Annotated in this window: 28 protein-coding genes; 14 read left to right on the top strand and 14 right to left on the bottom strand. The window is 69.5% G+C overall.

The features are described 5' to 3' along the window. Positions 1–4 precede the first annotated feature (4 nt). A complete protein-coding gene (locus HD597_RS26370) occupies positions 5–1105 on the bottom strand; it encodes a VLRF1 family aeRF1-type release factor (RefSeq protein ID WP_253745400.1) in 1101 nt (366 codons plus the stop codon). A 188-nt stretch (positions 1106–1293) separates the two neighbouring features. Next, positions 1294–1944 carry an SDR family oxidoreductase gene (locus HD597_RS26365; protein ID WP_308210973.1) on the bottom strand — a complete coding sequence of 217 codons (651 nt, stop codon included), beginning with the start codon at positions 1942–1944 and terminating at the stop codon, positions 1294–1296. A 319-nt stretch (positions 1945–2263) separates the two neighbouring features. On the opposite strand from HD597_RS26365, the gene HD597_RS26360 reads away from it, so the two are divergent. Continuing rightward, positions 2264–3037, top strand: coding sequence for a class I SAM-dependent methyltransferase (locus HD597_RS26360; RefSeq protein WP_253745399.1), 774 nt, complete (start codon positions 2264–2266; stop codon positions 3035–3037). A 383-nt stretch (positions 3038–3420) separates the two neighbouring features. Here HD597_RS26360 and HD597_RS26355 read toward each other — a convergent pair whose 3' ends face one another. From HD597_RS26355 to HD597_RS26340, 4 genes are read right to left on the bottom strand one after another with little or no spacing between them, the layout of a single operon-like run. Beyond that, positions 3421–3978, bottom strand: a complete 558-nt coding sequence (locus HD597_RS26355) for a DinB family protein (protein ID WP_253745398.1) — start codon at positions 3976–3978, stop codon at positions 3421–3423. Further along, on the bottom strand, positions 3975–4529 hold the full coding sequence (locus HD597_RS26350) for a GNAT family N-acetyltransferase (protein WP_253759476.1): 555 nt from the start codon (positions 4527–4529) through the stop codon (positions 3975–3977). Before HD597_RS26350 ends, HD597_RS26355 begins: the two co-directional genes overlap by 4 nt. A gap of 53 nt (positions 4530–4582) precedes the next feature. After that, positions 4583–5905 (bottom strand): FAD binding domain-containing protein, encoded by a 1323-nt coding sequence (locus HD597_RS26345; protein WP_276083025.1) that lies wholly within the window; start codon positions 5903–5905, stop codon positions 4583–4585. Further along, positions 5902–7953, bottom strand: coding sequence for a xanthine dehydrogenase family protein molybdopterin-binding subunit (locus tag HD597_RS26340; RefSeq protein ID WP_253745396.1), 2052 nt, complete (start codon positions 7951–7953; stop codon positions 5902–5904). The genes HD597_RS26345 and HD597_RS26340 overlap by 4 nt, the downstream gene beginning before the upstream one ends. Positions 7954–8059: 106 nt before the next feature. On the opposite strand from HD597_RS26340, the gene HD597_RS26335 reads away from it, so the two are divergent. From HD597_RS26335 to HD597_RS26315, 5 genes are all read left to right on the top strand, one after another. Then, on the top strand, positions 8060–8674 hold the full coding sequence (locus HD597_RS26335) for a helix-turn-helix domain-containing protein (RefSeq protein ID WP_253745395.1): 615 nt from the start codon (positions 8060–8062) through the stop codon (positions 8672–8674). An 850-nt stretch (positions 8675–9524) separates the two neighbouring features. Continuing rightward, positions 9525–9830, top strand: coding sequence for a hypothetical protein (locus HD597_RS26330; RefSeq protein ID WP_253745394.1), 306 nt, complete (start codon positions 9525–9527; stop codon positions 9828–9830). Between the two features lie 263 nt (positions 9831–10093). Further along, positions 10094–10291, top strand: a complete 198-nt coding sequence (locus tag HD597_RS26325; protein ID WP_253745393.1) for a hypothetical protein — start codon at positions 10094–10096, stop codon at positions 10289–10291. Between the two features lie 104 nt (positions 10292–10395). Next, positions 10396–10707 (top strand): VOC family protein, encoded by a 312-nt coding sequence (locus HD597_RS26320; protein ID WP_253745392.1) that lies wholly within the window; start codon positions 10396–10398, stop codon positions 10705–10707. Positions 10708–10802: 95 nt separating this feature from the next. Continuing rightward, positions 10803–11678 (top strand): sigma-70 family RNA polymerase sigma factor, encoded by an 876-nt coding sequence (locus tag HD597_RS26315; RefSeq protein ID WP_253745391.1) that lies wholly within the window; start codon positions 10803–10805, stop codon positions 11676–11678. Between the two features lie 205 nt (positions 11679–11883). Here HD597_RS26315 and HD597_RS66905 read toward each other — a convergent pair whose 3' ends face one another. Next, the gene (locus tag HD597_RS66905) at positions 11884–11979 is read right to left on the bottom strand and encodes a hypothetical protein (protein WP_372513399.1); all 96 of its coding nucleotides are present in this window, start codon (positions 11977–11979) and stop codon (positions 11884–11886) included. A 156-nt stretch (positions 11980–12135) separates the two neighbouring features. Here HD597_RS66905 and HD597_RS26305 point away from each other — a divergent pair, with 156 nt between their 5' ends. The 3 genes from HD597_RS26305 to HD597_RS26295 all read left to right on the top strand — a co-directional run bounded on the left by HD597_RS26305 (position 12136) and on the right by HD597_RS26295 (position 14427). Beyond that, the gene (locus HD597_RS26305; protein WP_253745390.1) at positions 12136–12552 is read left to right on the top strand and encodes an STAS domain-containing protein; all 417 of its coding nucleotides are present in this window, start codon (positions 12136–12138) and stop codon (positions 12550–12552) included. An 869-nt stretch (positions 12553–13421) separates the two neighbouring features. Beyond that, a complete protein-coding gene (locus tag HD597_RS26300) occupies positions 13422–13688 on the top strand; it encodes a helix-turn-helix domain-containing protein (RefSeq protein WP_253759474.1) in 267 nt (88 codons plus the stop codon). A gap of 313 nt (positions 13689–14001) precedes the next feature. Continuing rightward, the gene (locus tag HD597_RS26295; RefSeq protein ID WP_253745389.1) at positions 14002–14427 is read left to right on the top strand and encodes an STAS domain-containing protein; all 426 of its coding nucleotides are present in this window, start codon (positions 14002–14004) and stop codon (positions 14425–14427) included. Positions 14428–15071: 644 nt separating this feature from the next. On the opposite strand, the gene HD597_RS26290 is transcribed toward HD597_RS26295, so the two are convergent. Continuing rightward, positions 15072–15419, bottom strand: coding sequence for an STAS domain-containing protein (locus tag HD597_RS26290; protein WP_253745388.1), 348 nt, complete (start codon positions 15417–15419; stop codon positions 15072–15074). Next, on the bottom strand, positions 15409–16029 hold the full coding sequence (locus tag HD597_RS26285; protein WP_253745387.1) for a hypothetical protein: 621 nt from the start codon (positions 16027–16029) through the stop codon (positions 15409–15411). The genes HD597_RS26290 and HD597_RS26285 overlap by 11 nt, the downstream gene beginning before the upstream one ends. Between HD597_RS26285 and HD597_RS66900 the strand changes: the two genes are divergently transcribed. Beyond that, complete coding sequence (locus tag HD597_RS66900; protein ID WP_372513398.1) at positions 15923–16639, top strand: IS110 family transposase; 717 nt, start codon at positions 15923–15925, stop codon at positions 16637–16639. The two genes, HD597_RS26285 and HD597_RS66900, sit on opposite strands and share 107 nt — an antisense overlap. Here the strand turns inward: HD597_RS66900 and HD597_RS26280 are convergent. After that, positions 16554–17381, bottom strand: a complete 828-nt coding sequence (locus HD597_RS26280; protein WP_253745386.1) for an enoyl-CoA hydratase/isomerase family protein — start codon at positions 17379–17381, stop codon at positions 16554–16556. The two genes, HD597_RS66900 and HD597_RS26280, sit on opposite strands and share 86 nt — an antisense overlap. 119 nt (positions 17382–17500) lie before the next feature. On the opposite strand from HD597_RS26280, the gene HD597_RS26275 reads away from it, so the two are divergent. Continuing rightward, positions 17501–17896 carry a winged helix-turn-helix transcriptional regulator gene (locus tag HD597_RS26275; protein ID WP_253745385.1) on the top strand — a complete coding sequence of 132 codons (396 nt, stop codon included), beginning with the start codon at positions 17501–17503 and terminating at the stop codon, positions 17894–17896. Between the two features lie 261 nt (positions 17897–18157). Beyond that, the gene (locus HD597_RS26270) at positions 18158–18508 is read left to right on the top strand and encodes an SDR family oxidoreductase (RefSeq protein WP_276083024.1); all 351 of its coding nucleotides are present in this window, start codon (positions 18158–18160) and stop codon (positions 18506–18508) included. A 139-nt stretch (positions 18509–18647) separates the two neighbouring features. On the opposite strand, the gene HD597_RS26265 is transcribed toward HD597_RS26270, so the two are convergent. Both HD597_RS26265 and HD597_RS26260 read right to left on the bottom strand, forming a co-directional pair. Beyond that, positions 18648–19541 (bottom strand): TIGR03564 family F420-dependent LLM class oxidoreductase, encoded by an 894-nt coding sequence (locus tag HD597_RS26265; RefSeq protein WP_253745383.1) that lies wholly within the window; start codon positions 19539–19541, stop codon positions 18648–18650. A gap of 210 nt (positions 19542–19751) precedes the next feature. Next, positions 19752–21308, bottom strand: coding sequence for an alpha/beta hydrolase (locus HD597_RS26260; protein WP_253745382.1), 1557 nt, complete (start codon positions 21306–21308; stop codon positions 19752–19754). Positions 21309–21497: 189 nt separating this feature from the next. On the opposite strand from HD597_RS26260, the gene HD597_RS26255 reads away from it, so the two are divergent. Together HD597_RS26255 and HD597_RS26250 are read left to right on the top strand one after the other, a co-directional pair. Further along, positions 21498–22673 (top strand): sensor histidine kinase, encoded by a 1176-nt coding sequence (locus HD597_RS26255; RefSeq protein ID WP_253745381.1) that lies wholly within the window; start codon positions 21498–21500, stop codon positions 22671–22673. Next, the gene (locus tag HD597_RS26250) at positions 22670–23341 is read left to right on the top strand and encodes a response regulator (protein WP_253745380.1); all 672 of its coding nucleotides are present in this window, start codon (positions 22670–22672) and stop codon (positions 23339–23341) included. Before HD597_RS26255 ends, HD597_RS26250 begins: the two co-directional genes overlap by 4 nt. Positions 23342–23727: 386 nt before the next feature. Here the strand turns inward: HD597_RS26250 and HD597_RS65970 are convergent, their stop codons facing one another. Further along, positions 23728–24021 carry an Atu4866 domain-containing protein gene (locus HD597_RS65970; protein WP_253745379.1) on the bottom strand — a complete coding sequence of 98 codons (294 nt, stop codon included), beginning with the start codon at positions 24019–24021 and terminating at the stop codon, positions 23728–23730. 18 nt (positions 24022–24039) lie between these two features. After that, a complete protein-coding gene (locus HD597_RS26240) occupies positions 24040–25419 on the bottom strand; it encodes an amidohydrolase family protein (RefSeq protein WP_253745378.1) in 1380 nt (459 codons plus the stop codon). Positions 25420–25439 lie beyond the last annotated feature (20 nt).

The following is a 25439-nucleotide window of genomic DNA, read 5'->3' as shown; positions in this document are numbered from 1 at the left end:
CCGCTCACCAGCGCAGCATCGCCGCCACTCCGCCCGCCTCGGCCAGCTCGCCCGCCGCCCCGCTCTCCAGCACGGTGACCTCGCCCCCGTGCTCGAGGGCGAGCTCGATCATCTCCTCCTCCAGATCCTCGGGAGCGACGGGCTTGGGCGGCGCGGCCTTCCACCCGCCGGCGTCATCGAGCAGCAGGTGCTCGACCCGGCCCTGCCGCAGCAGGGAGAGGATGTCGTCGAGGCCGACCGCGCCGTTGCCGCCCGATAGGGCCAGGTCCCGGGCGCGCACGGCCAACGCGGCGTCATGCCGGGCCCGCGCCTCGTCGAGAGCGGGGCGCACGAACTCCAGCACCTCCGGCGGCGACAGGGCGTGATCGAGCACGGCGTCCACCTGGATGATCTCCGTGCCGGCCGGCAGCGCCTCGCTCAGCACCGAGGTGTCGCGGGGGTCGCCCACCAACAGCAGCGTCTCCCAGCCCAGCCGCCGAGCGTGCCCGGCCACGTGCGGGGCCGACTCGCGCAGGAACCTGGCCAGATGTTCCTCGACGCGCTGGTCGAAGCGGTCGGGGTGGATGCCGCCCCGCGAGAGCCTGGGCAGCGTCGTCGACCCCCCGCCGGACGAGCCCGCGGTCGCCAGGTTGAAGGTGACCGGCTCCAGCTCGTCGGTCAGGCCGTAGCGGTAGTCGAACAGCCGCACGCCGTCACGCCCCACCCTGGCCACCCCGGCGGGCCTGTCGGCCTGAACAGCGGTGACGAGCGGCAGCAGATAAGCGTGCTCCCTGAGGGTGGCGAGGTCGCCCACCGGGAGCTGGACCCACTCGGTACGGACCTCCTCACCTGCCACCTGCGCGAACAGGGCGCGCCCGAGACCGGGACCGGCCGGGTCGAGCAGCTCGTCGATCCGCGGCTCCAGCAGGTCGAGACGGAGGCCCGCGAGCCTGGCACGCTCGTGGTCGGGGTCCGCGGACAGCTCCTGGCGCAGCGCGGCGATCTCGTTGCGCAGCCGGGTGCGCCCGGCCTGCGTGCCCGGCTCCATCGTGGTGTAGAACGACAGCACACCGACTTCGTCGCCGAAGGCCGCCAGCTCGCGTAGATCTGCCTGGTCGAACACCATGACGCACTCACCTCCGTGGCTGGGCCCTGGCACGGACCCGGCGGTGCGGGGGTGACTCCATTTTATCCCGTCGCTCGTTCTCGCTGGTCAGCGGCCTGCCAGAGTGCTGCATTCAGGCGGGGCGTTGATCGCTCCCGTCATCGCAGATCATGGCGGGTCAGCTCGGGCGCTGAGCATGGCCCCGCGAGTCAGCCGAGGCGGCAGGAGCGAACCGCGGCGGTGACGCCGCCGTCCACCAGCAGGTCGGTGCCGGAGATGAAGCTCGCGGCCGGGCTGAGCAGGAACTCGGCGGCGGCGGCGATGTCGGCCGGGGTGCCCAGCCGCCGGGCGTTGGAGGCGTCGATCATCGCCTGCATGGCGGCGCCGTTCTCCCCGCTCAGCTCGGCGTGCGTCATCGGGGTGGCGATGACACCCGGGCTGATGGAGTTGACGCGGGCGCCCCGCTCGCCCCACGCGCTGCTGGCGGCCTGGACGCGCAGTACGTTGGCCTGCTTGGCAAAAGCGTAGGCGTGCCCGGAATCGGCGAAGTTGGACGCGGCGGCGATCGGCAGCGACAGCAGCTCATCGGCCGGGGCGGTGGCCAGTTGGCGGGCGTCCTCGGCGGCGAAGGGAGGGTGGAAGTGCCCGGCCATGCTGGCGATGACCAGCCCCGCCCCGCCGTCGGCGACGACCGTGCCGAACTCCTCCAGCACCAGCGCAACCCCCAGCAGGTCCACCGCCAGCACGGCCGGCACAGGAGCCTGGACCGGGGACAGCCCGGCGGTGTGCACTACGCGGCGGACCTGGCCGAGCTCGGCGGCCCGCCCGGCCAGCGCGGCGACCGACTCGCGGGAGGCGATCGGCTGTTGGAGATCATGGCCCCAGATCCACCATCTTGCTGCTGCACCTTTTCAAGATCGTTCGATGTGGTGCTGGATCTGGTCGTACGGCTTTCCGGTTCCGCGCTCAGGCGATCTTCTGGCCCCGCGGGGGCGCCGGACGACCGGCTCGCAGACGCCCCCGCGCGCACAGTCGATCACGGCGCGCTGCGTCGCTCCCCGGACCTGCGTGTGCCGGCCCGTCCACCGCGCGGCATGCGCGGACGGGCTGTCCTTGCGAAAACCATTGGTGCCCGGCTTGCTCCGATGATGGACTGACGTCCCGCCGTGAGTCTGCCGCGTGACGGAGGTAGTGGTTGTGACGGATTATGACGTGCTTGCCGAGGTGTATGAATGGCTCATCTCGGATGCGAAGTTGCCTCCAGCCGAGTTCGCCGCGTCGTTCGATGACGTCCTCAGTCTCCTGCCGTCGAACGCTCACGTCCTCGACTGTTCGTGCGGAACCGGACAGCTGGCGGTTGGCCTCGCCGGTCGTGGCATGCAGGTTGTTGCAACTGACGCCAGCGAAGCGATGGTTCGTCGGACCGCAGAGTTGTCTGAGGAGTTCGGGGCATCCGTCCGGGCCATGCGGGCGAACTGGGAAGAGTTGCCCGACCATTTCGAGGACGACACGTTCGACATGGTGTTCTGCGTCGGCAACTCGCTTCACCATGCCGCGGGCGCGACAGGCAGGGGTGCTGCTCTGGAGTCGATGTCACGGCTTCTGCGCCCTGGCGGGCGCTTGGTGCTCACATCCCGCACTTGGGAACTCGTGAGGGCCAGAGGTTCCCGGCTGGACATCAGTGACCGACTCGTCCGCCGGAACGGTCGCGATGCCGTCGTGGTCTACCGCTGGGAGATTGCGCCGCATTGGGAGGAGGAGCACCACATCGAGATTGCGATCGCGCAAGTTGATGCGACTGGGCTGGTTCTTGTCCGCTCGGAACTGCTGTCCTGCTGGCCCTACCGGTACGAGGAACTCGAAGTCGAGCTGCACCGGGTCGGACTCCGGACGGAAGTGAGCACGTTCGATCTCAAGGCCGAGAACTATATGGTGGTCGCGAGCAAGGCATAGACACCGGGCTCTCAGTCCCCGGTCGGACCACGCTGTTGCTCGCAGGACGCTTGCGCCCTCTCATCGGTGCGGGTCAAGCGGTCAACGCAACGCCTTGTAGCGGTCCCACCGGAATACAGCGGAAACGGGCGGCGGGCTTGATCACCAATCGTCAGGATCTGCGGGTCCGCGCTGATGGATGACGGTTTCCAGGGTTCCGGGTGGCTCGATCGATCGACTCACCTTCAACGCCACCATCATCGAAACCGGCACAGACTCCTACCGGCTGGCCCAGACCTGAGCACGTGCCGACGGCGCCACCGGCTGACGATCCGCCATCCGCCCGCGGTCATCCTGACCGGCGCAACCGCGCGCCCGGTCTCGGCCCACCCTTCGATGCCCATTCACAGGCCAACCGCGCCGTCGATGCCCTGCCGGAGGAAGTCGGCGTGGCCGTTGTGCCGCGCGTATTCCTCCACCATGTGCACCAGCACCCATCGCAGGGTGATCGTGCCCTTCCAGGGATCCTCACCGGTCACTTCCAGGTTCTCCGCCTCGGCCACGAAACGGTCGGCGAAGTCGACTTCCTCCTGCCATAGGCGCCAGGCCTGGGCGACCATCTCGGCATCGGGTGCAGCATTGTCGAAGGCCGCGTCCCGGTGGTCCTGGGTGGCGAAGTACGGTTCGACCGCCTGCCCGGCCAGGTCCCGGCGGAACCAGCGGCGCTCGACGTCGGCCAGGTGTCGCACGAGGCCCAGCAGCGACAGGCCGGAGAAGGACACCGGCCGCCGAGCGAGGGCCTGCGGGTCCAGTTCGGCGCACTTCAGCATGAGCGTCTGCCGGTGCCAGCGCAGGAAGGCGGCGAGCATGGCCTTCTCCGCCCCTCCGGCCGGCACGTCGATCCTGGGATCGGCGTTCTCGTCGACGAACATCTCGGCGAACATCGGCTTTGGCACAGTCATCGCACTTCTCCAATAGATTCGGCGAGGCGGTCCTGCGGGGCCGCCTCGACGGCAGGCCATTCCGTGGCGATCAACGAGAACATGGGCGAGTCTCGCAACAGGCCTTCCTCGCCCGGCGCCCAGGGCGGTGACCAACTGCGCAGCACGCCCTCGAAGCTCGGGCGCTCCAGCGCCCGGCGAGAGCGCTGGTTGCGGGCGTCGGTCTTCAGGCCGACGCGGGTCACGCCCAGCACCTCGAAGGCGTGGGTGAACAGCAGCAGTCTGGTCTCGGCGCTGATGGTGGTGCCCTGCGCGGAGGCGGCCAGCCAGGTCCAGTCGGCCTCCACCGCGCGCAGGTCCTGGCGGCCAGGCCAGTGGTGCGGATCCCAGAACGCGGTGCATCCCGCCGCCTTCCGTCGGTCGCGCGGATCTACGCGAAGGGGGGCAACCCCTCGCCAGAGTGCTGGGTTCGCAGGTAAGATGCCGCCTCCTGCGCACGGGGGAACCAGGGTGAAGGCGTAGGAGGACCGGTCCTCCTCCACGGCCTGAGCAAGAACGGGTACACGGCTCATCGCGAGTGGTTCCAGCCGTACGGACACACCCGACAGCGCCGGGGTATCGAGTCTCATGAGCAAGGTGGCCTTCCCGCCAGTGGGAGAAGGTTGCGGAGCAGCAGCCCGGCCACGGCACGGCGCCGGTAGCGGGCGGTGGAGCGGATGTCGTCGATGGGCTGGGCTTCGCGGCCGAGAAGGTCTGCGGCGTGGCGGAGACGTTCCTCTGTGAGCGGACCGCGTTCGAGAAAGGCCGCGGTTTTTGGAGCCTCCAGCACGGTGGGCCCGACCGCGCCGAGCGCGATGCTGACGTCCGCGAGCCCGCTCTCGTGCCGGCGCGCGCGGAAGGCGACCGAAGCCTTCGTGATCGCTTGGGCGCGGCGGGTTCCCACCCGGTCGAAGAACCAGATCAGGTCAGTCGGCGGCGTCTTGGGGATCTCGATGTGGGTGACGAGCTCGCCCTTGGCGAGGCGGGTGCGGCCAGGACCGGTGAAGAACCGCGAGATCGGGACGGTCCTGGCCTCGTGTGGTGATCGCAGGTGGATGCGTGCTCCCAGCACCTGGAGCGCCGGGATGGCATCGCCTGCGGGCGAGGCGTTGACGATGTTGCCGCCCACGGTGCCCGCGTTCTGGATCTGCCGTCCTCCCACGAGGGCGGCCGCGGTCGCGAGCGGCCCGGCCCAGCGCAGGACGGTCGGCGAGGTTCGCAGGTCGGTGTAGGTGGCGAGCGCGGGTATGACGACCGACTGGCTGGTTTCTGTGAGGGCGGGAAAGTCGGCGATGGCCGTGATGTCGAGCAGGCTCAGGCGTTCGAGACGGTGCTCGTGCTGGACGAGCAGGTCGGTTCCACCGGCGAGGATTCGCCAGGGGGCGTCCGTGGCGAGCAGGCGCAACGCGTCGGCGACGGTGGCCGGGCGCGCGTAGGCCGGGCCGAGGATGGCACGGCGTGGACCTGGCGGCGATGGCGGCCGGGGCTCGATCTGGTCGAGCACCTGACGGACCGCCGCGCGGATCTTGATGTACCCGGTGCAGCGGCACAGGTTTCCCGAAAGGTCGCCTCCGGCCGTGATGCTGGCGACGAATCCCGGCGTGCAGAAGCCGCATTGGACTCCGCCCTGCTCGCAGAGGGCCTTGATCACGGTCTGGCCGGTCTCGGTGCCGGCGATTCCCTCGATGGTCTCGACACGAGCGCCGTCTGCGCGTCCCGCGGGTATGAGGCAGGCGTTGAGCGGGCGGCCGTCGATCAGCACGGTACACGCGCCGCATTCGCCTTCGCCGCAGCCGTACTTGGTGCCGCGAAGGCCCAGTTCTTCCCGCAGGACATGCAGCAGGAGCGTGCGGGGGTCGGTGGTCACCTGGTGGCCGGCGCCGTTGATGGTCAGTTCGATGGCTGTCATGAGCTGAGGGCTTCCAGTACCTGTTCCGGAGTGATGGGGAAGCGGGCGAATCTCCTGCCGACGGCGTCATAGATCGCGTTGGCGACCGCGGCGGCCGTGGCGCTGATGCCTATCTCGCCGATCCCGCGCACGCCCAGCGGGCTCAGCGGCTCGGGCTCTTCGACGATGAAGGTGACGATGTCGGCCGGGACGTCCAGCGCCGACGGGATCAGGTAGGTCGACAACCTGGTGGTGCGCGGCTCGCCGTCCTCGATGATGGCGTCTTCGAGCAGGGCGAGTCCGAGGCCCTGGGCGATCGCGCCCTCCGATTGAGCCTCGACTCCCGCCCGGTCGATGACGCGGCCCGCGTCGAGGTAGTGCTCGACGCGCAGGACATCGACCTCGCCGGTCAGGGTGTCGACTTCCACGAGCACGATCTGCGCGGAGGAGGCGAACGCGGCATGCGGGATACCGGGCGTGATGGGGTCGCTCTGGCGTGGCGCGAACCGCCCTTCGACGCTCAGCGGCCCGCCGTCGGTCCGGCGCAGTTCCCGAGCTGCCTGCAGTACGGCCGAGCCCACGGTGAACATGGTGCGCGAGCCGTTGCTCGATCCGGAGTCGGGCCCGTCGGAGTCGCCGTCGGCAATGTCGAACAACGACGCGGGGACGCCCAGCTCGTCGGCGGCGATCCGGATGTAGGCGGACAGGTTTCCCTGGCCCATGTCGGGAGTGCTCACGTGTAACCGGATCCGCCCGCTTTCCAGCCGTTCCAGGCGCACGAGGGCCCTGTCCTTCACACCGGCCCCCATGCCGAACCCCTGCCATGCGATGGCTAGGCCGACCCCGCGGCGTTTGTGGGGCGTCTCCGAGTGAATGGGCTCGGTCAGCAGGGGGCTGGCCTGGGCGGCGTCCAGGACCCGGCCCATGCCCAGCGTCCCGAGAACGGGCCTGCCGAAGCCGGCCACCTCGCCGGGCCGCAGCAGATTCCGGCGGCGGAATTCGATCGGTCCCAGGCCGGTGTCCCGCGCCAGCATGTCCACGCACTGCTCCAAGCCGGCGACCATCTGGGGGTTGCCGAACCCGCGGAACGCGCTGGCGTTGCCGTTGTTGGTGAAGGCCGCACGGCCGCGGATCCGGGTGCCCGCGAAGGCGTACGGCCCGCAGGCATGCTCCGCGGCGAGCCCGACGACGGCGGGGCTGAGCGTGGTGTAGGCGCCCGCCTCGGCGACGAAATCGACGTCGGCGGCCACCAGGTCGCCTGCGCTGGTGGCCGCGATCCGGTACCGGACCTGGAAAGAGTGACGCTTCACCCCGGCGGCTATCGATTCCTGGCGGTCGTACATCATCCGGCAGGGGCGGCCGGTGTGCCAGGTCACCAGCGCCAGTAGCGGCTGAACGTTCAGGTCCTCCTTGCCGCCGAACGCCCCGCCCATCATCGGGTGCAGCACCCGGAGTCTCGACTCGGGCACGCCGAGGATCGCGGCCAGCTGGCGGCGATCGTGAAAGGGGTTCTGCCCTCCGGCGACGATGGTCAGCACGCCGTCGTCGTCATAGGCGCAACCGGCCTCGGTCTCCAGAAAGGCGTGCTCCTGGCGCGGCGTCTGGTAGGTCAGCTCCCGCACGAGATCGGCGTCGGCCAGGGCGGCATCGATGTCACCTGTTCCCAGCTCGACCCGGCCACACAGGTCTGCGGGTTCGAGCGGGTCCGAGACCACCTCCAAAGGCTCCGCATCGACGAGCACGGCGTCGGCGGCGCGGCGTGCCTGCTGGTCGGTGTCGGCGGCCACGATCGCGATCGCTTCGCCGTGGAAGCGGATCAGGTCCGATGCCAACACGGGCTGATCGGCCACATCGAGGCCGAAGGCGTTCAGCCCGGGAACGTCCGAGGCGGTCAGAACGCATGCGACGCCAGGAGTCTCACGTGCCGCAGTGGTGTCGATCGCACGGATGGTGGCATGCGCATGGCGAGCGCGGACGACGCGCACCCACAGCATGCCGGGCAGCGCGACGTCGGAGGGATAGCGGTGCTTGCCCGCGGCTTTCACGTGTGCATCGAAGCGTTCACCCATCGAGGGCCCCTTATTTGTGACGCAACGAGATACCCGCCATCAGCAGGTAGAACGCGGCGACATTATTACTACGACTAATTTCATGTCAACACGTTAAGGTGGTCGCGTGACATCTTCGGCCCACCAGGAAGCGCCCATCGCCGACTCACCCGGCCTGGAGCAGGAGATCGGCGCGACGATCCGGGAGGCTCGCCGGCGGGCTGGGATCACCATGACGGCGCTCGCCTCAGCGACTGGGCTTTCCCAGGCGTTCCTGAGCCACCTGGAGACGGGGCGGTCCGCTCCCAGCGTTGCCACGCTCTACCGGCTGGCCCAAGCGCTTAACGTGCTCCCGCAGGATCTTCTCCCTCGACCATCAGGACGAGACCTGGTCATCACCCGGAGAGGGGACGGTCCACGGCTCACCGGAACCGAGCGAGGCGGCGCCGGCGGAGACTTCAGGCTCCTGGCCGGCGAACCGAACGGCCTCATCAAGGCCAACGAGGTCACAGCCATGCCGAACACCCCGGCGGGCGACTGGTTCGAGCATCCGGGCGAGGACCTGATCGTCGTCATCGGCGGCACCCTGCGCATCGAGTTCCGCGACTGGCAGGCCGTCCAGCTCAACGACGGTGACTCGATCTGGTACAAGGGCCTCCAGCCCCACCGCTGGAGCTTCCCATCCGAGCAGCCCACCCGGCTGTTCCTGGTGACAGCTCAACACCGGCAAGACCACCCATAGGCGCGCAGGGAAAGCCACCGACCCGTACATCCGAACGTGCGACCCGAGACATGGCCGGGTCTACGCGGTCGTGGGAGAGCATGGGCGGAACTCACCCGCGGGACGGGCACCAGATGGTTGCGGCGGAAGTAGCCGACCTCGCCCTCCACGCCGCCCTTCTCGTTTGCGCCCTGCTTGCCCGGCCGGCAGTGGAAGGCCTCCAGCCGGTAGTGCGAGCGGAAGGCCACCCATCGGTCGGTCTCCACCCTGGCCAGGGAAAGCCCAGCACCTGGGCCACCGCGGCGCGCAGGTTGTCATGGCGGATCTTGCCGACGGGCACGCCACCCCGGCCAGCTCCACCATGACCTCGCCGAAGTCGACCTCGGCCTCCTGCCCGGGCAGGTGCGACTGCTCGATGAACACCTCAGGTGCTCCGCGCCCGGCCTGCGCCCAGATCTGCGGTCGACGCGCAGCCACGTACGTCTTGACCATGAAGTACGACACGACGTGCGCGCCGTACTCGGCCAGCAGCCGATCATTGATGCGCTTGGCGGCATGCCCCTGCTTCCGCGGAGCGCCCAGATCCTCGCGGAGCATGCCATCGATGGCGTCCTTGAACGGATCCAGCAACGACGGCCGCGCCGGCAACTCCTTGCGTGGCGCGGGCCAGGCCGACATCAACGCCTCACGCACCAACCGGCGGTGCACGCCGTACTTACGGGCCAGCGTTACTTACGGGCCAGCGCACGTATCGACAGGTTGCCCACCCGCGAGTCCCGGCGAACCGCCGCGAACAACTCCACCTTCGACTTCGGCACCATACGTGCCTCCGCGCTCACGGAGCACACCGATGCTCCCAACGCAAGAAGGCATGTTCGGCACGACGACCTTCATCGATGTCGCGTTCATCGAGGCGACCTTCAACAGCGGCACCACGTTCGGCTGGGCGACCTTTACTGGCTTCGCCTTCTTCGACGGGGCTGCCTTCAGCGGCGACGCTGGATTCGAGGGAGCGACGGGTTTGGAGGGCGCCAAGCTCCACGATGTGCGAATAGCCCCAGCGGAGGTGGAGCGGCGGTGGCCGGCGGCCTGGCGGGAGGAGCCGAGCGTAGACGGGTGGCGGACGCTGCGCCTGGCCGCAGAACCCTCCGGCGGCCCGGAGGACAGCGGTGGTTGACATAAGCGCCGATATCGAGCACCACGACCTGGGAAAACGTGCTGCTGGTGGCTATGGAGCCCGACTTATCCCGCCATGTTCGGGCCGAACCAGCCCGCACGTCCATGCCCCGACTACGCCCGCGTCTCCACCGCCGGCCAGACGTAGAACCGATCGCTCATCCGTACAACGGTCCACTCGATCGCCGACAGGTCGGCCCGTACGACCTTCGTCATCGAATGGTCTGAGCTCAGTACTCGCTCGCAGCCGGCCAGCGTTGCTTCGTGCAGCGGGATGGCCCGACCCAGATCCCCGCCGCCTTCACCGTGCCGGAGGACGTGGACGAGGCGCTGGTCGACTTCCCGTTCGCCGGAGCGGGGCCGATCACCGCCCAGGTGGTCTTCCGGGTGCAACCCGAGTCGCGGGCCTTCGGTGACAGTCTGGCGGCGCTGCCGAGCCACACCGGGATGCGCCCCCGGTGACCGCTCCAGCGGACCGGCCCTGTTACCTTCTCCCGTTGGCACTCGTCATGGGGGTGACGACCGAGACGAACGGTCGTCGCACCAACGAGTGAAGTGAGAGCAGGATGCTGACCAACATCATGTACACGACGGTCTACGTCACCGATCAGGACCGCGCGCTGGAGTTCTACACCGAGGGACTCGGCCTGGAGAAGCGGGCCGACTACGCGGGTCCCGACGGGCGGTTCATCACTGTCGGCGTTCCGGGCAGCCCGGTGCAGATCCTGCTGTGGTCGCATGCGGCGGCCGCAGGCCAGCCGGGCGACACGGGCGCCACAGGCCAGCCTGTCGCGCCCGGTCCGTTGATCCTCGAATCGGATGATCTGCGCAAGGACTTCGAGATCATGCGCGAGCGCGGCGTCACCTTCGAGGAGTGAGAGCCCGTGGACTATCCGTTCGGGGTCCGGATCGAGGCGGTGGACCCGGACGGCAACCGGGTCTCGCTGCGTCAGCCGCGAAAGCCGCGCCAGTCGTGACCATCCACCCCTCCGGCCTCGTGACCGAGGCGTTCGAAGCCCAGCGCGATCGGCTGCGGGCCCTGGCCTACCGCATGCTGGGCTCGCACGCCGACGCCGAGGATGTGGTCCAGGAAGCCTGGATGCGCCTGGTCCGCCAGGACGAGGCGACCATCGGCAACCTGGCGGGGTGGCTGACCACCGTGGTCGGCCGGATCAGCCTGGATCTCCTGAGATCCCGCCAGGCCCACCCTGAGACCGGCTACGGGCACGAGTTCACCGATCTCGTGGTGACGCCCACCGGCGAGCCCACGCCGGACGAGCAGGTGGCGCTGGCCGATTCGGTCGGCTTCGCCCTGCTCGTGGTGCTGGACTCGCTTAGCCCCGGCGAGCGGCTGGCGTTCGTCCTGCACGACATGTTCGCGGTCTCGTTCCAGGAGATCGGCCACATCCTGGGCAAGTCCGCCGACGCGACCAAGATGATCGCCAGCCGCGCCCGCCGCAAGGTCCAAGCCACGGGGCGGCCGGCGGGCTCCGGCCGTGAGCATCAAGAGGTCGTCCAGGCATTCAGCGCCGCAGCGCGCAGCGGCGACTTCGAGGCGCTCCTGCGGGTCCTCGACCCGAACGTGAAGCTGACTGTCGACACCCCCACCGGCATGGTCGTCACCCTCGGCGCCACCGAGGTGGCCGCTGGTGCCCGGATGTTCTCCGGCGAGGTCGCCCGCCAACGACCCGTGCTGGTCAACGGCGTCCCCGGGCACATGTCCTGGCGCTCGGACGGAATGCCGCTGTCGGTCATCGCCTTCACCGTCGCCGAAGGCCGGATCACTGGCATCCACATCGTGGTGGACCCGGCCAAACTCGCCTCGATCCAGCTGCCCGCCCCGGCCTGAGCCGGTGTCGTCAGGGTCGGCCCGTGCATGGCAAGTCGTCCCGGGCCGACCGGCCGAGTTCCTCAGAACGGAGGCGTCGCTGAGGCGCCGGGGCCAGCGCCCGCCGGCGCAGAGCTGACCGCCCACGGATCATCTGGCGGGGAGTTCGCTCCCATGCCGGGTTCCTGGTCACGCTGTGTCTTGACGACCTTGGCGGACACCCACTTCAGCGACGGTGTTCGACGTCTTCGACCTCGAACACCGTCCGCTTGACGCCCTCGCGATCTTCATAGGTGCGCTGCTTCAGCCGCCCCGTGACCACGGTGCGGCAGCCCCTGGTCAGCGACTCTGCGCAGTTCTCGGAGCTTCCGGAACGCCGAGCATCCCGAGACCCTGACCACCTCTACGCCGGGCTGAAGGACAGCGTGACCAGAACGCCCTGGGATTGCTTGTCTGGTGCGGGGCAGGGAGACGCCGTATGGAGGAACAGCAGGCTCCCGAGCGGTTCACCGTGTCCGTGGGCATGGGAGCGGGCCTGGTCAGGATCAGCGTGGCCGGTGAACTGGATCAGGGGTTCGCGACGCTGCTGGAGCGGGTGGCCACCGAGGCGTGGGCGGTGGCCTCGGCTTCGGGGCTGGTGCTGGATCTGAGGGGCCTGACCTTCTGCGATTCCAGGTGCGTGGGGGTGTTGCTGCTGCTGTTGCGGCAGAGCCGTGAGCAGAAGGCGGCTCTGGTCGTGGCGGGCGTGCCGCAGCGTCTGGAGCGGATCTTGACGATGACCGGCTTGCGGGCCATGTTCCGGGTGGAGCCGTCGCTGGAGGCGGCGATCGAGGTAGTGCGGGCATGGCGGGAATCTCAGGGCTCGCCGGACAGATCCGAGAAGAACTCGCCCTAGCAGATCGCCGCAGGATGCGGGGTCGAGGGCGGGGATGGGGCGGACGGGCCCGCCGTGGAGGTAGACGAGCGGCGGGGGAGGGTGGTGTTGCCGTTACGTGTGCGGTGTTCCCGCGACCGGCCCTGCGACCTCCCGGCACTCCGGCACGACATCCGTCCTGCCCCCTGGTTCGCGGCGCTCGCGCCCCGTGCCGTGCGTCGGCGCAGGATGAGCACAGGCCGAAGACTGCCACGCCCGGAGCGGAAAATCTCTCACGGCGGTAGTAGACATTCGCGAGCGCAGGCATTATGGTTTGTGACATCGCAAGAAACGGATCCACCGGGCAGCGACAGTAGTTCCTGGCATCACGACGAACTGCCCGCAGCAAGAAGATGAAGTCAGAGGTTGACGGCAGAAGGTCGGACGTGACGGGCCAGCGCAGGAGATAGGGGCCCTGATCGTGGACGCGCTGCCGAAGGTGAAGTTGGCAAGTGGTCCGGAAGAAAAAGATGAAGGGAGTGTTGACGCCATCGGGATCGCCCGTGCCGGCTGAAGTTGCGCCGCTCGGGTACCGCAGTTCCACGGGATTGGAAGGTGGTCTACGGTCACGCATCCGCGATCCGCGCATCACCGCCGCTCAGTACGGCCGATGCGGTAAACAGTGAACCGGCCGACAGCCGGTAGATGGTGTTGAACTCTTCGGGGCCCCGGCGCAACAGGCGCCGGGGCCCCCTGTGCGCGTGAAGAGAAGGGAATGCATGGATCAACGCCGCTCGGCTGCCGAGGGTGACACACCGGCTCACGGCAGGATCACGGAAACAACGACCGAACGCACGACCGGACGCACGGCCGAAGACCGGTTCGACGATGAGGACTACCCCGCCTACAGCATGGGCGCGGCCGCCGAGATGCTCGGCGTCACCCCCACGTTCCTGCGGGCCCTGGGCGCCGCTCATCTGATCGAGCCGAAACGCTCCGGCGGCGGCCATCGCCGCTACTCGCGCTACCAGCTGCGCCTGGCCGCGCGGGCCCGGGAACTCGTCGATCAGGGCACTCCCGTGGAAGCCGCCTGCCGGATCATCATCCTGGAAGACCAGCTCGCCGAGGCGCTGCGGATCAACGCCGCACACGAACGCGAGCGCACCGCCGGAACCTAGCGGCCGGCGCCGCACCCAACGGCCCGGCCTGCTGCCACAGTGCCCGCCCGCCTGTAGGGCCGGTCCGGAAGACCCGGCAAACCCGCCTCCCTTCCAGGGGAGGCGAGCACGAAGAGAGCCCGCGCCCCCTCGCCGCGTCAAGGAGGGCCGGGGCTCTCGGCGGGAGCGCGGTGAACAGGGCTAACGGCCCTCGAAGGTGCTTCGTGACAGCCGCGCCAACGAGGGGCCTCCTTCGGCCCGTTCGTCTCGGATGGATGGTCTTGGTGCGGTTTGGCCTGCCCTTCATGCCGCCCTGGCGAGGATGATGGTTCGCATGGATGAACCGGGCGACCCCAGCCGGCGCTTCACCGTCACCGTCGGCCCGCACGAGGACTTCATCGTCGCCCGTGTGGCCGGCGATCTGGACTATCAGACCTCCGGGCTGCTGCACCGGCAGGTCAAGGACGCCTGGCAGGCGGCCGGGTCCGCCGGCCTGGTGCTCGACTTGAGCGGCGTGACGTTCTGCGACTCCATGGGCGTCGGCGTGCTGGTGCTCCTCCTGCGGCAAAGCCGCGAACAGCAGAGCAGCCTCGTGCTGTCGAACCTGCCGCCCCTGCTGGAACGCATCCTGGCCATCACCGGCCTGCGCAGCGCCTTCCACGTCGAGGGCTCGGCGGAGCAGGCCGTCCCGGACCTGTTCAAGCACCGCCCCAGCATGAGCCCCCGCACGGGCTCGAGTTCTCGACGCCGCCCCCTCTAGGCCGAGAGCCTGCCCGAGAGCCGAAGACGTGCCCCGGCCAGGGACGTAGCGCCTAGACCTTCCTCCCCTGCATGCTGGGAGCCGGCTGGGCTGTTAAGTAGTTCAGTAACGCAGTACCGGTAGGGCGGTCAGCCGCGGCCGATCGGCCGGTCCCACCCGGCCAGAACACGCCCTGATGGACCCGTTCCTGTGGCCGGGCGGTCGAGGACGGTGCGGTCGGCGCGGACCTGAGCGCGGGCGCACCTGTTCCCTCAGCTCGCACATCCGGTCGCGCAGTTCGCGCAGTTCGCGCATGGTCGCGGTCAGGATGGCGGTCTTGTGCCGTGTCTCGTTGAGGCGCTGCCGCTGATATCGCTGGCCGATCGGCGGGCGCGAGCGAGCCGGTCGCATTCGTGACCTGTCAGGCGTTCGACGGGTATCTCGGTGTGACGGCGGGCGCAGGAACTCGCCATGACGACCGACGCAAGGGCTGGTCGAGAGCGGCCATGGGCTGCCTGGGCCGGCAGAGCTGAGGAGGCCGGCCTGCCCTGATGTGCCCGCTCCCGTCCCGTCCCCGGCGCGACGGGAACAGCCGGAAATGCAGATCGGCCTGCAGAAGTAACCGCCGGGCAAGTAACGCGCAGACGTCATCGCGGGGGTGCGGGTCATGCGGCGTCGGGGGCTCCGTGCGTGGCGGCCAGGGCGTGCTCCACGCTGGGGTACCAGCGCAGGTGCCGCCAGGCGCCGGTGAGTTCCAGCAGGCGGGCGGGCGCGGCGCGCACGGCGGCCAGGTACAGGCCGGTGCCGTGCTGTTCGGCGACGGCGTGCGCGCGGGGCAGGACGCGCAGCGCCCCGCCGCCCAGGAAGGTCAGCTCGCTCAGGTCGAGCACCAGCGGCTCGCCGGGCCGGCGGCGCGCGTGGGCGAGGAAGGTCTCCAGCTGGGCGGCGTTGAGCGCGTCGGCCTCGCCGGCCACCCGCACCAGCGTGACGCCGGGCAGGTGCTCACAGCTCAACGCGAGCGCGGTCAGGATGCCTCCCGGTCCGGTGCGCCGCCCGTGGCGGGCGGGCGAGGGACGCTTCGAGCCGTGGAAGGGCTGGTCGTGACGTCAGCCGAGCCCGGGGCCCGCAGCCGGCGCCGAACCTGCGCCAGCCGTGCGGCGATGACGGGGGCACGGGCTCGGGCCTGCCGCGCTTACGCAGTCCGGCGAGCGCGGTGTCCTTCTGGTCCAGGACGGTGCGGGCCTCGTCGAGGTCGCCGGTCAGGACAGCGATGCGGGCGCGCACCGCCAGCAGTTGCTGCTCGATGGTGGGTGCCCCCGCGAACGGCAGCGCGGCCTGGACCTCTTGGACGCGCTGCCGGGCGGACTCCGTTCCGGGCGGAACGGGTAGGAGGTCGAGCCGGGCGGCGCCGAGGCGCAGCCGCATCCAGATGATCAGGTCATCGCGGCCGTCGAAGCCGTCGATGGCCTGGTTCATCAACTCCGCCCCGGTGTCGCGGTCGCCCTGACGGACCCGAATGTTGGCCACGGTCCATACGGCCTGCGCCCACAGCGCGCCCGAGACCTCGCCTGCCACGGTGAGCAGTTCGTCGGCGTGCCGGGCGGCGTCATGGCCGCAGCCCACCCCGCCCCGGACCCGGCAGCGAACCCCACCGTGTGACGGCGGCGCGCGAAATGTCGCCGCCTTCTGCTTGTCTGTGAGGCATGACGACGGTGAGCTTGAGGCCGAAGGGTTCGAGTGCTGGCTGGTCAACGCCCGGGACGTGAAGAACATCCCCGGCCGCCCCAAGACCGACAAACTGGACGTGGTCTGGCTGGCGAAAGTCGCCGACCGCGGCATGTGCCGCCCTTCCCTGGTTCACCCCGAACCCATCCGCCAGCTGCGGGACCTGACCCGCTATCGGCGCGCTCTGGTCGCCAGGCCAGGCCGCACACGGCCTCTGGGATGTCCAGCCGGCGGGGATGCGGCCCCGGTCGGGCACGAGCATGCCGTGGCGGCGGCCGAAGGGAGCGCACTGCGGCGATCAGTGTCACCCGGCGAGGATACGAATGCCACACGGCGGCGTCATCGCCATGACACCAAAGGAAGTTGGGGGTGTCATGTCGATCTCGGCGAACGCCACTGTCCTGGCAGCCGAGCGGATCTGGCTACCCGGCCAGGCCGCGCAACAGGCCCTCGAAGTCCTGTTCGCCGTCACGGGTCTGGGCGCCGCGGGCCAGCCCTGCGCCCATGAGCTGCGCCGTGACGGAGCGGAATACGAGCCCGGCCCAGGCCTCGTTTTCGCGCGCCAGGCCATCGGCGTGATCGCTGGGGATGATGGCGTGCTTGGCCGCCGCGACGACGCCGTCCGGCAGCGCGGCAATGTTGTGAGCGAGGCGGTCGACGAACTCGTCGAGTTCGTGCGCGGGCAGGGCGCGGTTGACCCAGCCGTACCGCTCGGCGGTCTCGGCGTCGAGTAGGTCGGCGCCGAGCACGACTTCCAGGGCGCGGCTGCGGCCGACACGTTCGGTGAGGTACTGCGTGGCGCCTCCGCCGGGGACGATGCCCATGAGGGCTTCGATCTGGCCGAGCCCGGCCCTGCCGATCGCTGCGAACGCCATGTCGGCGGCCACGACGAACTCGGCTCCGCCGCCCCGCGCCTTGCCGGCCAGCTTGACGATGGTCACCTGGGGCTGGTGGCGTAGTTGCTCTCCCACGGCCTGGAAGACATTGACGTGTTCCGGCAGGTCGGCCATGAGCCCGGCGAGATCCTCCGGGGTGAGGGTCATGTCGACGTGGGCAAGGAAGAAGTCTGGATCGGCGCTGTCGAACACGATCACGCGTACGGTGTCGTCATCGGCCAGCGTGGTGAGCAGGCGCCGCAGGTCGGTCATGACGGCGACATCGAGAACGTTGATCGGTGGGTTGTCGATCGTGACGTGCGCGACCCCGTCTTTCCGGCTGACCCGCAGAGTCCGGTAGGCGTCGTGGTTCATCTTACCTCCATAGGTATCTGGCAGGATCTTGGTTCCTGATGTATACCTACTGTGGAATCGATGATGACCTGCGTCAATAACGCACTTCAGGCATCCCAGGGATCGTGGAGGATACCGCCATGGCCGCTTCTGAGACCGTTTACCGGGCTATCGCCGAGCAGGACCTTGTGTTCCGGTCCGATTGCGCGAGCCGGCCGATCCTCGATCAGATCGCCGACAAGTGGTCGATGATGGTGATGGCGGTCCTGGCCGAGCCGCGCCGGTTCAACGAGATCAAGCGCCGCCTCGAGGGCGTGACTCAGCGCGTGCTCACGCAGACCCTGCGCCGGCTCGAACGCAACGGGATGGTCGAGCGCCGGGTGCTGCCGACCTCGCCGGTCGGCGTCGAATACTCGTTGACCCCGCTCGGCGAGACCCTGCGCGAGCCGTTCGGCCGCCTCTACGACTGGGCAGTCGCCAACGCGCCCGAGATCCAAGCACGCCAGCGCGATTTCGACCAGCGCGCTCAGCGCTGACACCCGGAGCCGGAGTCAGCGGACGCCGGCGCCCCGATCGACCCGTGGGTCGTTTTCGACGTTCACTCCCATATCCCGCCCGGCACCGACGAGCGCATCTTCCTGCGCCTCACCCCACCTGCGCGGGCATGACGGCGGTGCTCGCGATAGGCATGAGACGGCACATTCAGCACGTAATCGGTCACGTCGATCATCTGATCTGGCTGCTGCTGGCATTCGAGGGCGCGTCCGCCGCGTCGTGCGAGGTGGTGGCACCCTCGCATGAATGGAGGCCCTCCACGCCGGTCAGTTTCCTGTCCGCCGAGCAACGCGACCGATACGCCGTCTTCCAAGTTCGTCGCCGTCGAGGGCGGCCCGCTGGGCATCCGCGCGAACCTCGTGGCCGCGGGTGTCATCGAGACCGACTTCCTTGACACGTTCCGGCCCGACAGCCGCCAGCACCTGTACTCCTTCGCCAGCGCCCAGCCTCTCGGCCGGGTAGCCCAGCCGGAGGAGATCGCCGAGGTGCTCTGCTTCCTCGCCTCGCCGCGCGCCAGTTTCGTCACGGGCGCCGTGGTCGCGGCGGGCGGCGGGTTCACCGCGGAACTGAACGGCACGCCCATCGCGGCCTGAACGGCACGCCCATCGTGCAGCGCTGACAGAGCTGACGCCGGACGTCGCCCTGGACCTGCGCTCAGCGAGGCGCCCTGCTGTCCCAGTCGATGCAGGGCCCCCGTGCGCTCGGACCTGCGCCGTTCTGGTCCGGCCGGTCCTACCCCGCAAGGTCGGCCAGGAGTGCGGTGCTCCGGGCCTGTTCATCCTCTGATCCGAGCAGCATCACCACGAGTTCCGTGGCACCGGCATCGAACAGCCGGCGGATCTGCCGCTCGACGACAATCTCATCACCGATGACGACCGTGTCCTGAGGGCCTGCGGCGCGACCTCGGTCGAGCACGGCGCGGTAGCTGGGCAACTGCCCGACCATTGCGAAATTCTCAGCGACCCAGTGCCTGCGATCGTCCTCGTGCGAGGTGACGCAGACGACCGTGGAAGCGACCACACGTGGTGTACGCCGGCCCGCCGCCCGGGTGATCGCAGGAACGACGTGGTCGGTGAGAGCCGCCGCGTTGGCCCACGTCGTGATGGTTCCATCGGCCAACTCTCCGGCCACCCGCAACATGGCCGGGCCGAGTGCGCCGACAAGCACGGACGGCGGCGCCGCTGCCGCGATGTCGACCGCGCCCGCGGCCTGGAGTGTCTCGCCCTTGTACGTCACAGTCTCGCCCTTCAGCAGCGGAACCAGCGCGGACAGGTACTCGCGGAGGTGACGAACAGGGCGGTCGAAGGAAAGGCCGTACTGCCCTTCGATGAGGTGCCGGTGGCTGACACCGAGCCCCAGGCTGAGCCGGCCGCCGACCGCCTCCTGGACCGTCAGTGCCTGCGCCGCGAGGGCCAGCGGATGCCGGGGGTAGCTCGGCACCACCGCCGTACCGAGCTCGATGCCGGGCACCTGGCGCCCTGCCACCGCCAGTGTGGTCAGCGCGTCCCTGCCGTCGCGCTGGCCCAGCCACACTCCGGCGAAGCCCGCCGTGGCCGCAGCGCGAGACTGATCGACGATCACGTCCAGGGACGGCCCCTTCTCATCCACGAACAATCCAATGCGCATCACAATCACCTCAAGATCAACAGTGGGCGTACGTTCGAACTACGATGGGCCAGGAAGCACTCAGACGGGCATCTCACCGCGACATCGGCGACGAAGGCACCCACGCCGATCAGCGCGGACAGCGTGTACCCGGCGAGCCTTCGAATGACATCCCGATCATCTCTGAAGTCAGGTCCTAGACGGTTGATGGCGACGCTGACGGCAGGACGGTCAGGGCCGGGGGCCGTCGCAGGAGGCGTCCTTGGCCGGCAGGGTTCCCTTGATCAGGAACGCGACGGTGGCCTTGTCGGCGCAGGTCGAGCCGGTGCCGTAGACGAAGTGGCCGCCGTGCTCGACACCGAGGAAGCCGGCGCGGTCACCCAGGGCCCTGCGCATTCCCCGACCCCCGGCCCACGGTGTGGCGTTGTCGCGGCGGTTCTGCAGGATCAGGATGCTACGCGAACCGCGCGAGGTGACCTCGACCACCGGCTCGATCGGCTTCTGCGACCAGAACGCGCACGGCAGGATGTTGTTGGGCATGCCCGCGCTCAGCGGGTACTTGGCGCGGGCGGCCGCGGTGGCGCCGGCGTAGGAGTCCACCTTTCGCGACCAGGTGGTGTCTCCGCAGAGCATGGCCAGGACCATGGTGGCCTGGTTGTCCGCCGGCACGCCCTTCACGGCCGGGGCGTCGGCGAGGATCTGCCGGACCACGGCGACGTCCGCGTCCGCCGGGGCCTTGCCGGCCGACAGGTCGGCCGCCGCCTTCCAGAATCGGGTGAGCGGGGCGAGCAGCTCGTTGCGCTGCAACATCTGGTACGTGACGCCGCGTAGCAGCGCACCGCTGATGGCCACCGACGTGCCCGGCATCGTGGCCGGCTTCCGGTCGAGGCGGTCGGCCAGCGCGAGGAAGGTGTCGGTGACCTCGCCGGCGGTGCCGCCCAGCCCGAGGTCGGCGTCGTCCGCCGCGGCCACGCGGGCGGCGTCCGGGAACCGGTCGTTCATGCCCTGGTTCCAGGTGTTCAGCATCTTCGCCCACACCTTGGCCGGGTCGACGTTGCCCTCCAGCACCATCCGGTCGGTGTTGCGGGGGAACAGTGAGGCGTAGACCGCGCCGAGGTAGGTGCCGAAGGACTGGCCCCAGTAGGAGATCTTCCGCGCCCCGAGCGCCTGGCGGATGCGATCCATGTCGCGCGCTGTGTTCGCGCTGTTGAAGAAGCGGAGCTTGTCACCGATCGTGGCGCACTGCCGGGCGACGGCGCGCGCGGTGGTGACGTTGCCCTCGATCGAGCCGCCGGCGCCGGGGTAGGGGAAGATGGTGAGAAGGCTGGTGCCGGACAGACCGCAGCTCATCGGGGTGCTGTGGCCGACGCCGCGCGCGTCGAAGCCGATCAGGTCGTAGGAGTCCAGGACACCCTTCGGGAGCGTGAGTGCCATCTGGCCGGGCATGTCCAGGCCCTGCAGTCCCGGACCGCCCGGGTTGAACAGCAGGTCGCCGCGCTTCTTGCCGGGCTTGGCGGTGGCGATTCTGGAGACCGCGACGGTGATGGTCTCTCCGCCGGGGCGGCGGTAGTCCAGAGGCACCTTGACCGTGCCGCAGGTTTGCCTGGGGTTCCGTTCGGTGCCCGGTGCGAGTTCCGGGCACTCACCCCACTTGATCGAAGTCTGGACGTGACCGGCGGTCGCCACGGCCCTGGCGTCTGCCGGCTGCCCGCCGATCACTGCCCCCGTTGCCGCGACCGCGGTCAGGGCGCCGGCGACGGCGACGCGTACGCGGATGGTGTTTCCCATGGTGCTGTCCTCCGAATGACCGATGTGCCGCGATCTGACTTCGTGGTTGACCTTGGTTGTCAGCCGCTGATGAGAAAGGTAGGAGTGGAGGGCCCTGTCCCGAATCACTGCTTTGCGGACATTCCGTGTAGCTCACATGAGGGACAATCGCGGCAACATCGGGAATCGGAGATCGATAGGCTCGGAGCCATGTCGGGGACCTGGGCCAGTGACCGCTTCCGGAGGCGGCGGGAGGCGTGGCGCGTCTACGACGCCACGGTGTGGGACCGGTGGCTGGCCGTCGTGTGCACCGGGCTGGCGTTCGTGCCGGCGCTGTCGATCATGAGCGTCGAGTTCGGAAACCGGTCAGGACGCCCGGCCGACGCGTTCCAGATCGTCCTGATTCTGGCCCAGACGGTGCCTCTGGCCGTGCGCACGCGATGGCCTGCCGCGTGTCTGGCGATCAGTGGCACGGCTTTCGTGCTCCATGAGACGCTCGGCTACCCGATGCAGTTCGGCACTGTGACGGTGTACATCGCGCTGTACTCGGTGGGCGCGCACCAGGAGCGATTCCGGCGCGTCATCGCCGTCGTGGCATCGGCCGCGTACGTCGTGCTGTGCGTGGCCATGGTCCTGCTCGGCTCACCGGTTCTGCAGAGCGACTTCCTGATCTTCTACCTGCTTTTCGCCGCGTGCTGGCTGTGCGGCGCCTTCGTACGCGGGCAGCGGCTCCAGGAGGCCGAGCGACGGCGCCTCGCCACCGAGGCCGCGGCCGCCGCAGAGCGGGCGCGCATCGCGCGGGAGCTGCACGACGTGGTGACCCACCACGTCACCGCCATCGTCGTGCAGGCCGACGCCACGCAGTTCGTGGCCACGTCGCCAGAACGCGTGGTCACGGCACTGTCCACGATCGGCGGCGCCGGCCGCCGAGCCCTGGCCGAACTGCGGTATCTGCTGGACGTGCTGGAGGCGACCGGAGAGTCGGCCACGCCCGTCGCGGGCAGCGTGCGAGACCTGGTCGAACAGACCCGAAGCGGTGGTCAGCCGATCGAACTGGTGGAGGACGGCGACCAGCCCTCGCTCCCGGTGGGCGTGGGGCTGGCCGTGTACCGGGTGGTGCAGGAGGGCCTGACGAACGCCGTCAAGTACGCCGAAGGCCGCCCCACCACCGTTCGCATCGGTTACCGGGACGACCGCGTGGAGGTCGAGGTGACGAACGCCGCCGCCGCGGTCCCCGTCGGCGCGAGAAGCGGCCTTTCCGGCGGCCGCGGCCTGGCCGGACTGCGCGACCGGATAGGTGCGCTGGGCGGCGCGCTGGCCGCGGGCGAGCAACCGGACGGCGGTTTCCGAGTCTCCGCGTCGATCCCCGCAGGGGGTACCGAATGACCATCCGTGTCGTGATCTGCGAGGACCAGGAGATCGTCCGTACCGGCTACGTGACGGCGTTCGACGCGCAGCCGGACATGGCGGTGGTCGGCGTGGCCGCCGACGGCCCGGCCGCGGTCGAGGCGGTCACCAGCCTGAAGCCCGACGTGGTGGTCATGGACATCCACATGCCGCTGATGGACGGCATCGAGGTGACGAGGCGCATCGCCGGCCCCGGTGTCGTGGCGCCGCCGAAGGTACTGGTGGTGACCACGTTCAACGTGGACAAGTACGTCTACGAAGCCCTGCGTGCCGGAGCCAGCGGTTTCCTGCTGAAGGACGCCCCTCTCCTGGATCTGATGAACGGCGTCCGCACCGTCGCCCGCGGAGAGGCCCTGCTGTCGCCCACCGTGACGCGTGCCTTGATAGGTCGCTTCGCCGACCGCCTCCGCCCGGCCGTCCCCGCCCCCGACGAGGACCCGCTGGCCGTCCTGGCTCCCCGCGAACGCGAGGTACTGCGGCTGATCGCCCGTGGCCTCTCCAATGTCGAGATAGCCGCGGAACTGGTCATCAGCTTCGAGACCGTCCGAACCTACGTCTCCCGGATCCTGACGAAACTGGACCTACGCGACCGCGTCCAAGCCGTGGTCTTCGCCTACCGCACAGGCTTCGCCGACGACGACCGCTGAAACCGGCAAGCGCCTTTCCGGGCCGGACGAGCAAGATCCCCACGGATCGGGCACATGACGGGCACGGAAGGCTGGCGCTCTGACGCAGGTCTCGACCAGGTTGTGTTGCTTGTAGGTGTGCATAAGATCTCCGTCACGCCGATCCCCGGTGGACCGCACGAACGCTGGAAAGGCTGCAAGATCAGATTGCATCCGCCGATGACTGCTCCGCGGATCACCTCTTATTCACGAGCAAGCCCAGGTGACCCGCGAAGCCGGCCGCGAAACGACCGTTACGGGACGGCTCGGAGGCGCCGGAACCGAGGTCGCAGAATCCCAGCTCGGACGATCACGCGATCCCCGGCGAGCGTCCCGGAACTCGTTGCGGATGTACGATTCGGATGTGGTCAGGTCTCGCGGTAGAGCACGCCGTCTCGCACGTCGCCGGTGGCGGTGAAGCCCAGGTCGTCGTAGTAGCCGAGGTGCGTGCCGGTGACGGTGTAGCGGCCGGTGCAGGCGTGCTTGCGGCCGTCGCGTTCCTTCGGCCGGCGCCCGGAACGGCGCAGGCGAGCAGCGTGGTGAACAGTCCGAGCAGGTGCAGGGTGTTCATGAACATGGGCGGGCTCCGTGGGGGTGGCGGTGGTGAGCGGGACGGCACGGCCGTGACGAAGGACCGGGCCGACCCTGCTGATCGCCGGCACCGGCGACGGTGCGGCCGGTCAGACCCGGCTGTCGCCGTGTCCGGAGGCGTGCAGGACGCGGTCGCGGGAGGCGCGCACGTCCTCGCGCAGCGCGGGCAGGTCGACGTCGAGGACGGTGCCGGCCCACTTGCGGACCTGACCGGCGATGAAGACGGTGTCGATGTTGCGGGCGTCGGAGCCGAGGACGAGGGTGCCGATGGGGTCGTTGAGCGGCATGTTGTTGAGGTCGTCGGCGCGTAGGACGAGCACGTCGGCCTGCTTGCCGGGGGTGAGGGAGCCGGTGACGTCGCCCAGGCCGATGCTGGTGGCGCCCTGCAGGGTGGCGAAGTCGAGCACATCGGCCACGCCGATGCGGGTGGGCTGGTCGCCGGTGCCGTAGGCGGCGTGGACGGCGCGCATGCGCTGGACGGCGTGCAGGGCGCGCATCTGGGTGAACATGTCGCTGGCGAGCGCGACTTCGACGTCGATGCTCAGGCCGGGGCGGACGCCGGCGGCGAGGGCCTCGTCGATGGCCGGGATTGCGCTCTCCAGGCCGATCTGGGCGTCGGAGGTGGGCGCGAGGGCGACGTTGGCGCCCGTGTCGGCGATGGCCTGCCAGGCCTGTGGGGTCAGGCCGGTGCAGTGGATGAGGGAGACGTCCGGGCCGAGCAGGCCCTGCTTGGCCCAGCCGAGGACGGCCTCGGAGGAGGGCAGGCCGAAGACGGCGTCGATGCTGACGCCGATGCCGAGGTCGCGGGCGGTGCGGGCGAGGTGGTGGCCGTAGGCGAGGTCGGGGCCGGCGACCTCGTCGGTGGCCAGGGCGGCCAGGCGCAGGGTGAGCAGGGGGTTGCCGGTGAAGTGGGTGTCGTGCAGGCGGGTCAGGTCGGCGGGCCACTGGCCGTCCCAGTCGCCGAAGTGCGGGCGCATCGAGGCGTGCACCCCGCGGATGCCGGTGTGGGCCAGCGCGCGGATGGCGGCGTCGGAGTGGGCGGCGGTGCGGGAGTTGTGGGAGAAGTCGAGCATGGTGGTGATGCCGCTGTCGATGGCGGTCAGCGCGGCCAGGCGGGTGCCGACGTACATGTCCTGCGGCTGGTAGGCGGGGGCGATGCCGGCCAGGGTGGAGGTGACGTACTCGCCGAGGTCGTTGACGTCCGGCATGATCCGGCGCAGCTGCGCCTCCCAGGCGTGGCGGTGGGTGTCGACGAAGCCGGGGGACAGGACGGCGCCGGTGACGTCGATGACCAGCGCGTCGCCGGCCTGCAGGTCCACGCCGACGGCGGCGATCCGGTCGCCTTCGATGAGCAGGTCGGCGCGGGGCAGGACGCCCAGCTCCGGGTCCATGGTGACGACGGCGGCTCCGGTGAGCAGGATGCGGCGGCCGGGCACGGGGCGGCGCAGCCGGTCCAGGATGGCGTTCACGGTGCTTCCTTGGTGAGGTT

It is taken from the genome of Nonomuraea thailandensis (genome assembly GCF_024172165.1).
GTDB classification, from domain to species: domain Bacteria; phylum Actinomycetota; class Actinomycetes; order Streptosporangiales; family Streptosporangiaceae; genus Nonomuraea; species Nonomuraea thailandensis.
This window is presented reverse-complemented; position numbering and strand designations above follow the sequence as displayed.

What these genes read in the sequence shown, in the direction of transcription:
- HD597_RS26370 (WP_253745400.1), bottom strand. Translation starts at nt 1,105, where the DNA reads ATGGTGTTCGACCAGGCAGATCTACGCGAGCTGGCGGCCTTCGGCGAC.
- HD597_RS26355 (WP_253745398.1), bottom strand. Translation starts at nt 3,978, where the DNA reads ATGACTGTGCCAAAGCCGATGTTCGCCGAGATGTTCGTCGACGAGAAC.
- HD597_RS26350 (WP_253759476.1), bottom strand. Translation starts at nt 4,529, where the DNA reads ATGAGCCGTGTACCCGTTCTTGCTCAGGCCGTGGAGGAGGACCGGTCC.
- HD597_RS26345 (WP_276083025.1), bottom strand. Translation starts at nt 5,905, where the DNA reads ATGACAGCCATCGAACTGACCATCAACGGCGCCGGCCACCAGGTGACC.
- HD597_RS26340 (WP_253745396.1), bottom strand. Translation starts at nt 7,953, where the DNA reads ATGGGTGAACGCTTCGATGCACACGTGAAAGCCGCGGGCAAGCACCGC.
- HD597_RS26330 (WP_253745394.1), top strand. Translation starts at nt 9,525, where the DNA reads ATGTTCGGCACGACGACCTTCATCGATGTCGCGTTCATCGAGGCGACC.
- HD597_RS26320 (WP_253745392.1), top strand. Translation starts at nt 10,396, where the DNA reads ATGCTGACCAACATCATGTACACGACGGTCTACGTCACCGATCAGGAC.
- HD597_RS26305 (WP_253745390.1), top strand. Translation starts at nt 12,136, where the DNA reads ATGGAGGAACAGCAGGCTCCCGAGCGGTTCACCGTGTCCGTGGGCATG.
- HD597_RS26300 (WP_253759474.1), top strand. Translation starts at nt 13,422, where the DNA reads ATGGGCGCGGCCGCCGAGATGCTCGGCGTCACCCCCACGTTCCTGCGG.
- HD597_RS26295 (WP_253745389.1), top strand. Translation starts at nt 14,002, where the DNA reads ATGGATGAACCGGGCGACCCCAGCCGGCGCTTCACCGTCACCGTCGGC.
- HD597_RS66900 (WP_372513398.1), top strand. Translation starts at nt 15,923, where the DNA reads ATGTTGGCCACGGTCCATACGGCCTGCGCCCACAGCGCGCCCGAGACC.
- HD597_RS26280 (WP_253745386.1), bottom strand. Translation starts at nt 17,381, where the DNA reads ATGAACCACGACGCCTACCGGACTCTGCGGGTCAGCCGGAAAGACGGG.
- HD597_RS26275 (WP_253745385.1), top strand. Translation starts at nt 17,501, where the DNA reads ATGGCCGCTTCTGAGACCGTTTACCGGGCTATCGCCGAGCAGGACCTT.
- HD597_RS26270 (WP_276083024.1), top strand. Translation starts at nt 18,158, where the DNA reads ATGAATGGAGGCCCTCCACGCCGGTCAGTTTCCTGTCCGCCGAGCAAC.
- HD597_RS26265 (WP_253745383.1), bottom strand. Translation starts at nt 19,541, where the DNA reads ATGCGCATTGGATTGTTCGTGGATGAGAAGGGGCCGTCCCTGGACGTG.
- HD597_RS26260 (WP_253745382.1), bottom strand. Translation starts at nt 21,308, where the DNA reads ATGGGAAACACCATCCGCGTACGCGTCGCCGTCGCCGGCGCCCTGACC.
- HD597_RS26255 (WP_253745381.1), top strand. Translation starts at nt 21,498, where the DNA reads ATGTCGGGGACCTGGGCCAGTGACCGCTTCCGGAGGCGGCGGGAGGCG.
- HD597_RS26250 (WP_253745380.1), top strand. Translation starts at nt 22,670, where the DNA reads ATGACCATCCGTGTCGTGATCTGCGAGGACCAGGAGATCGTCCGTACC.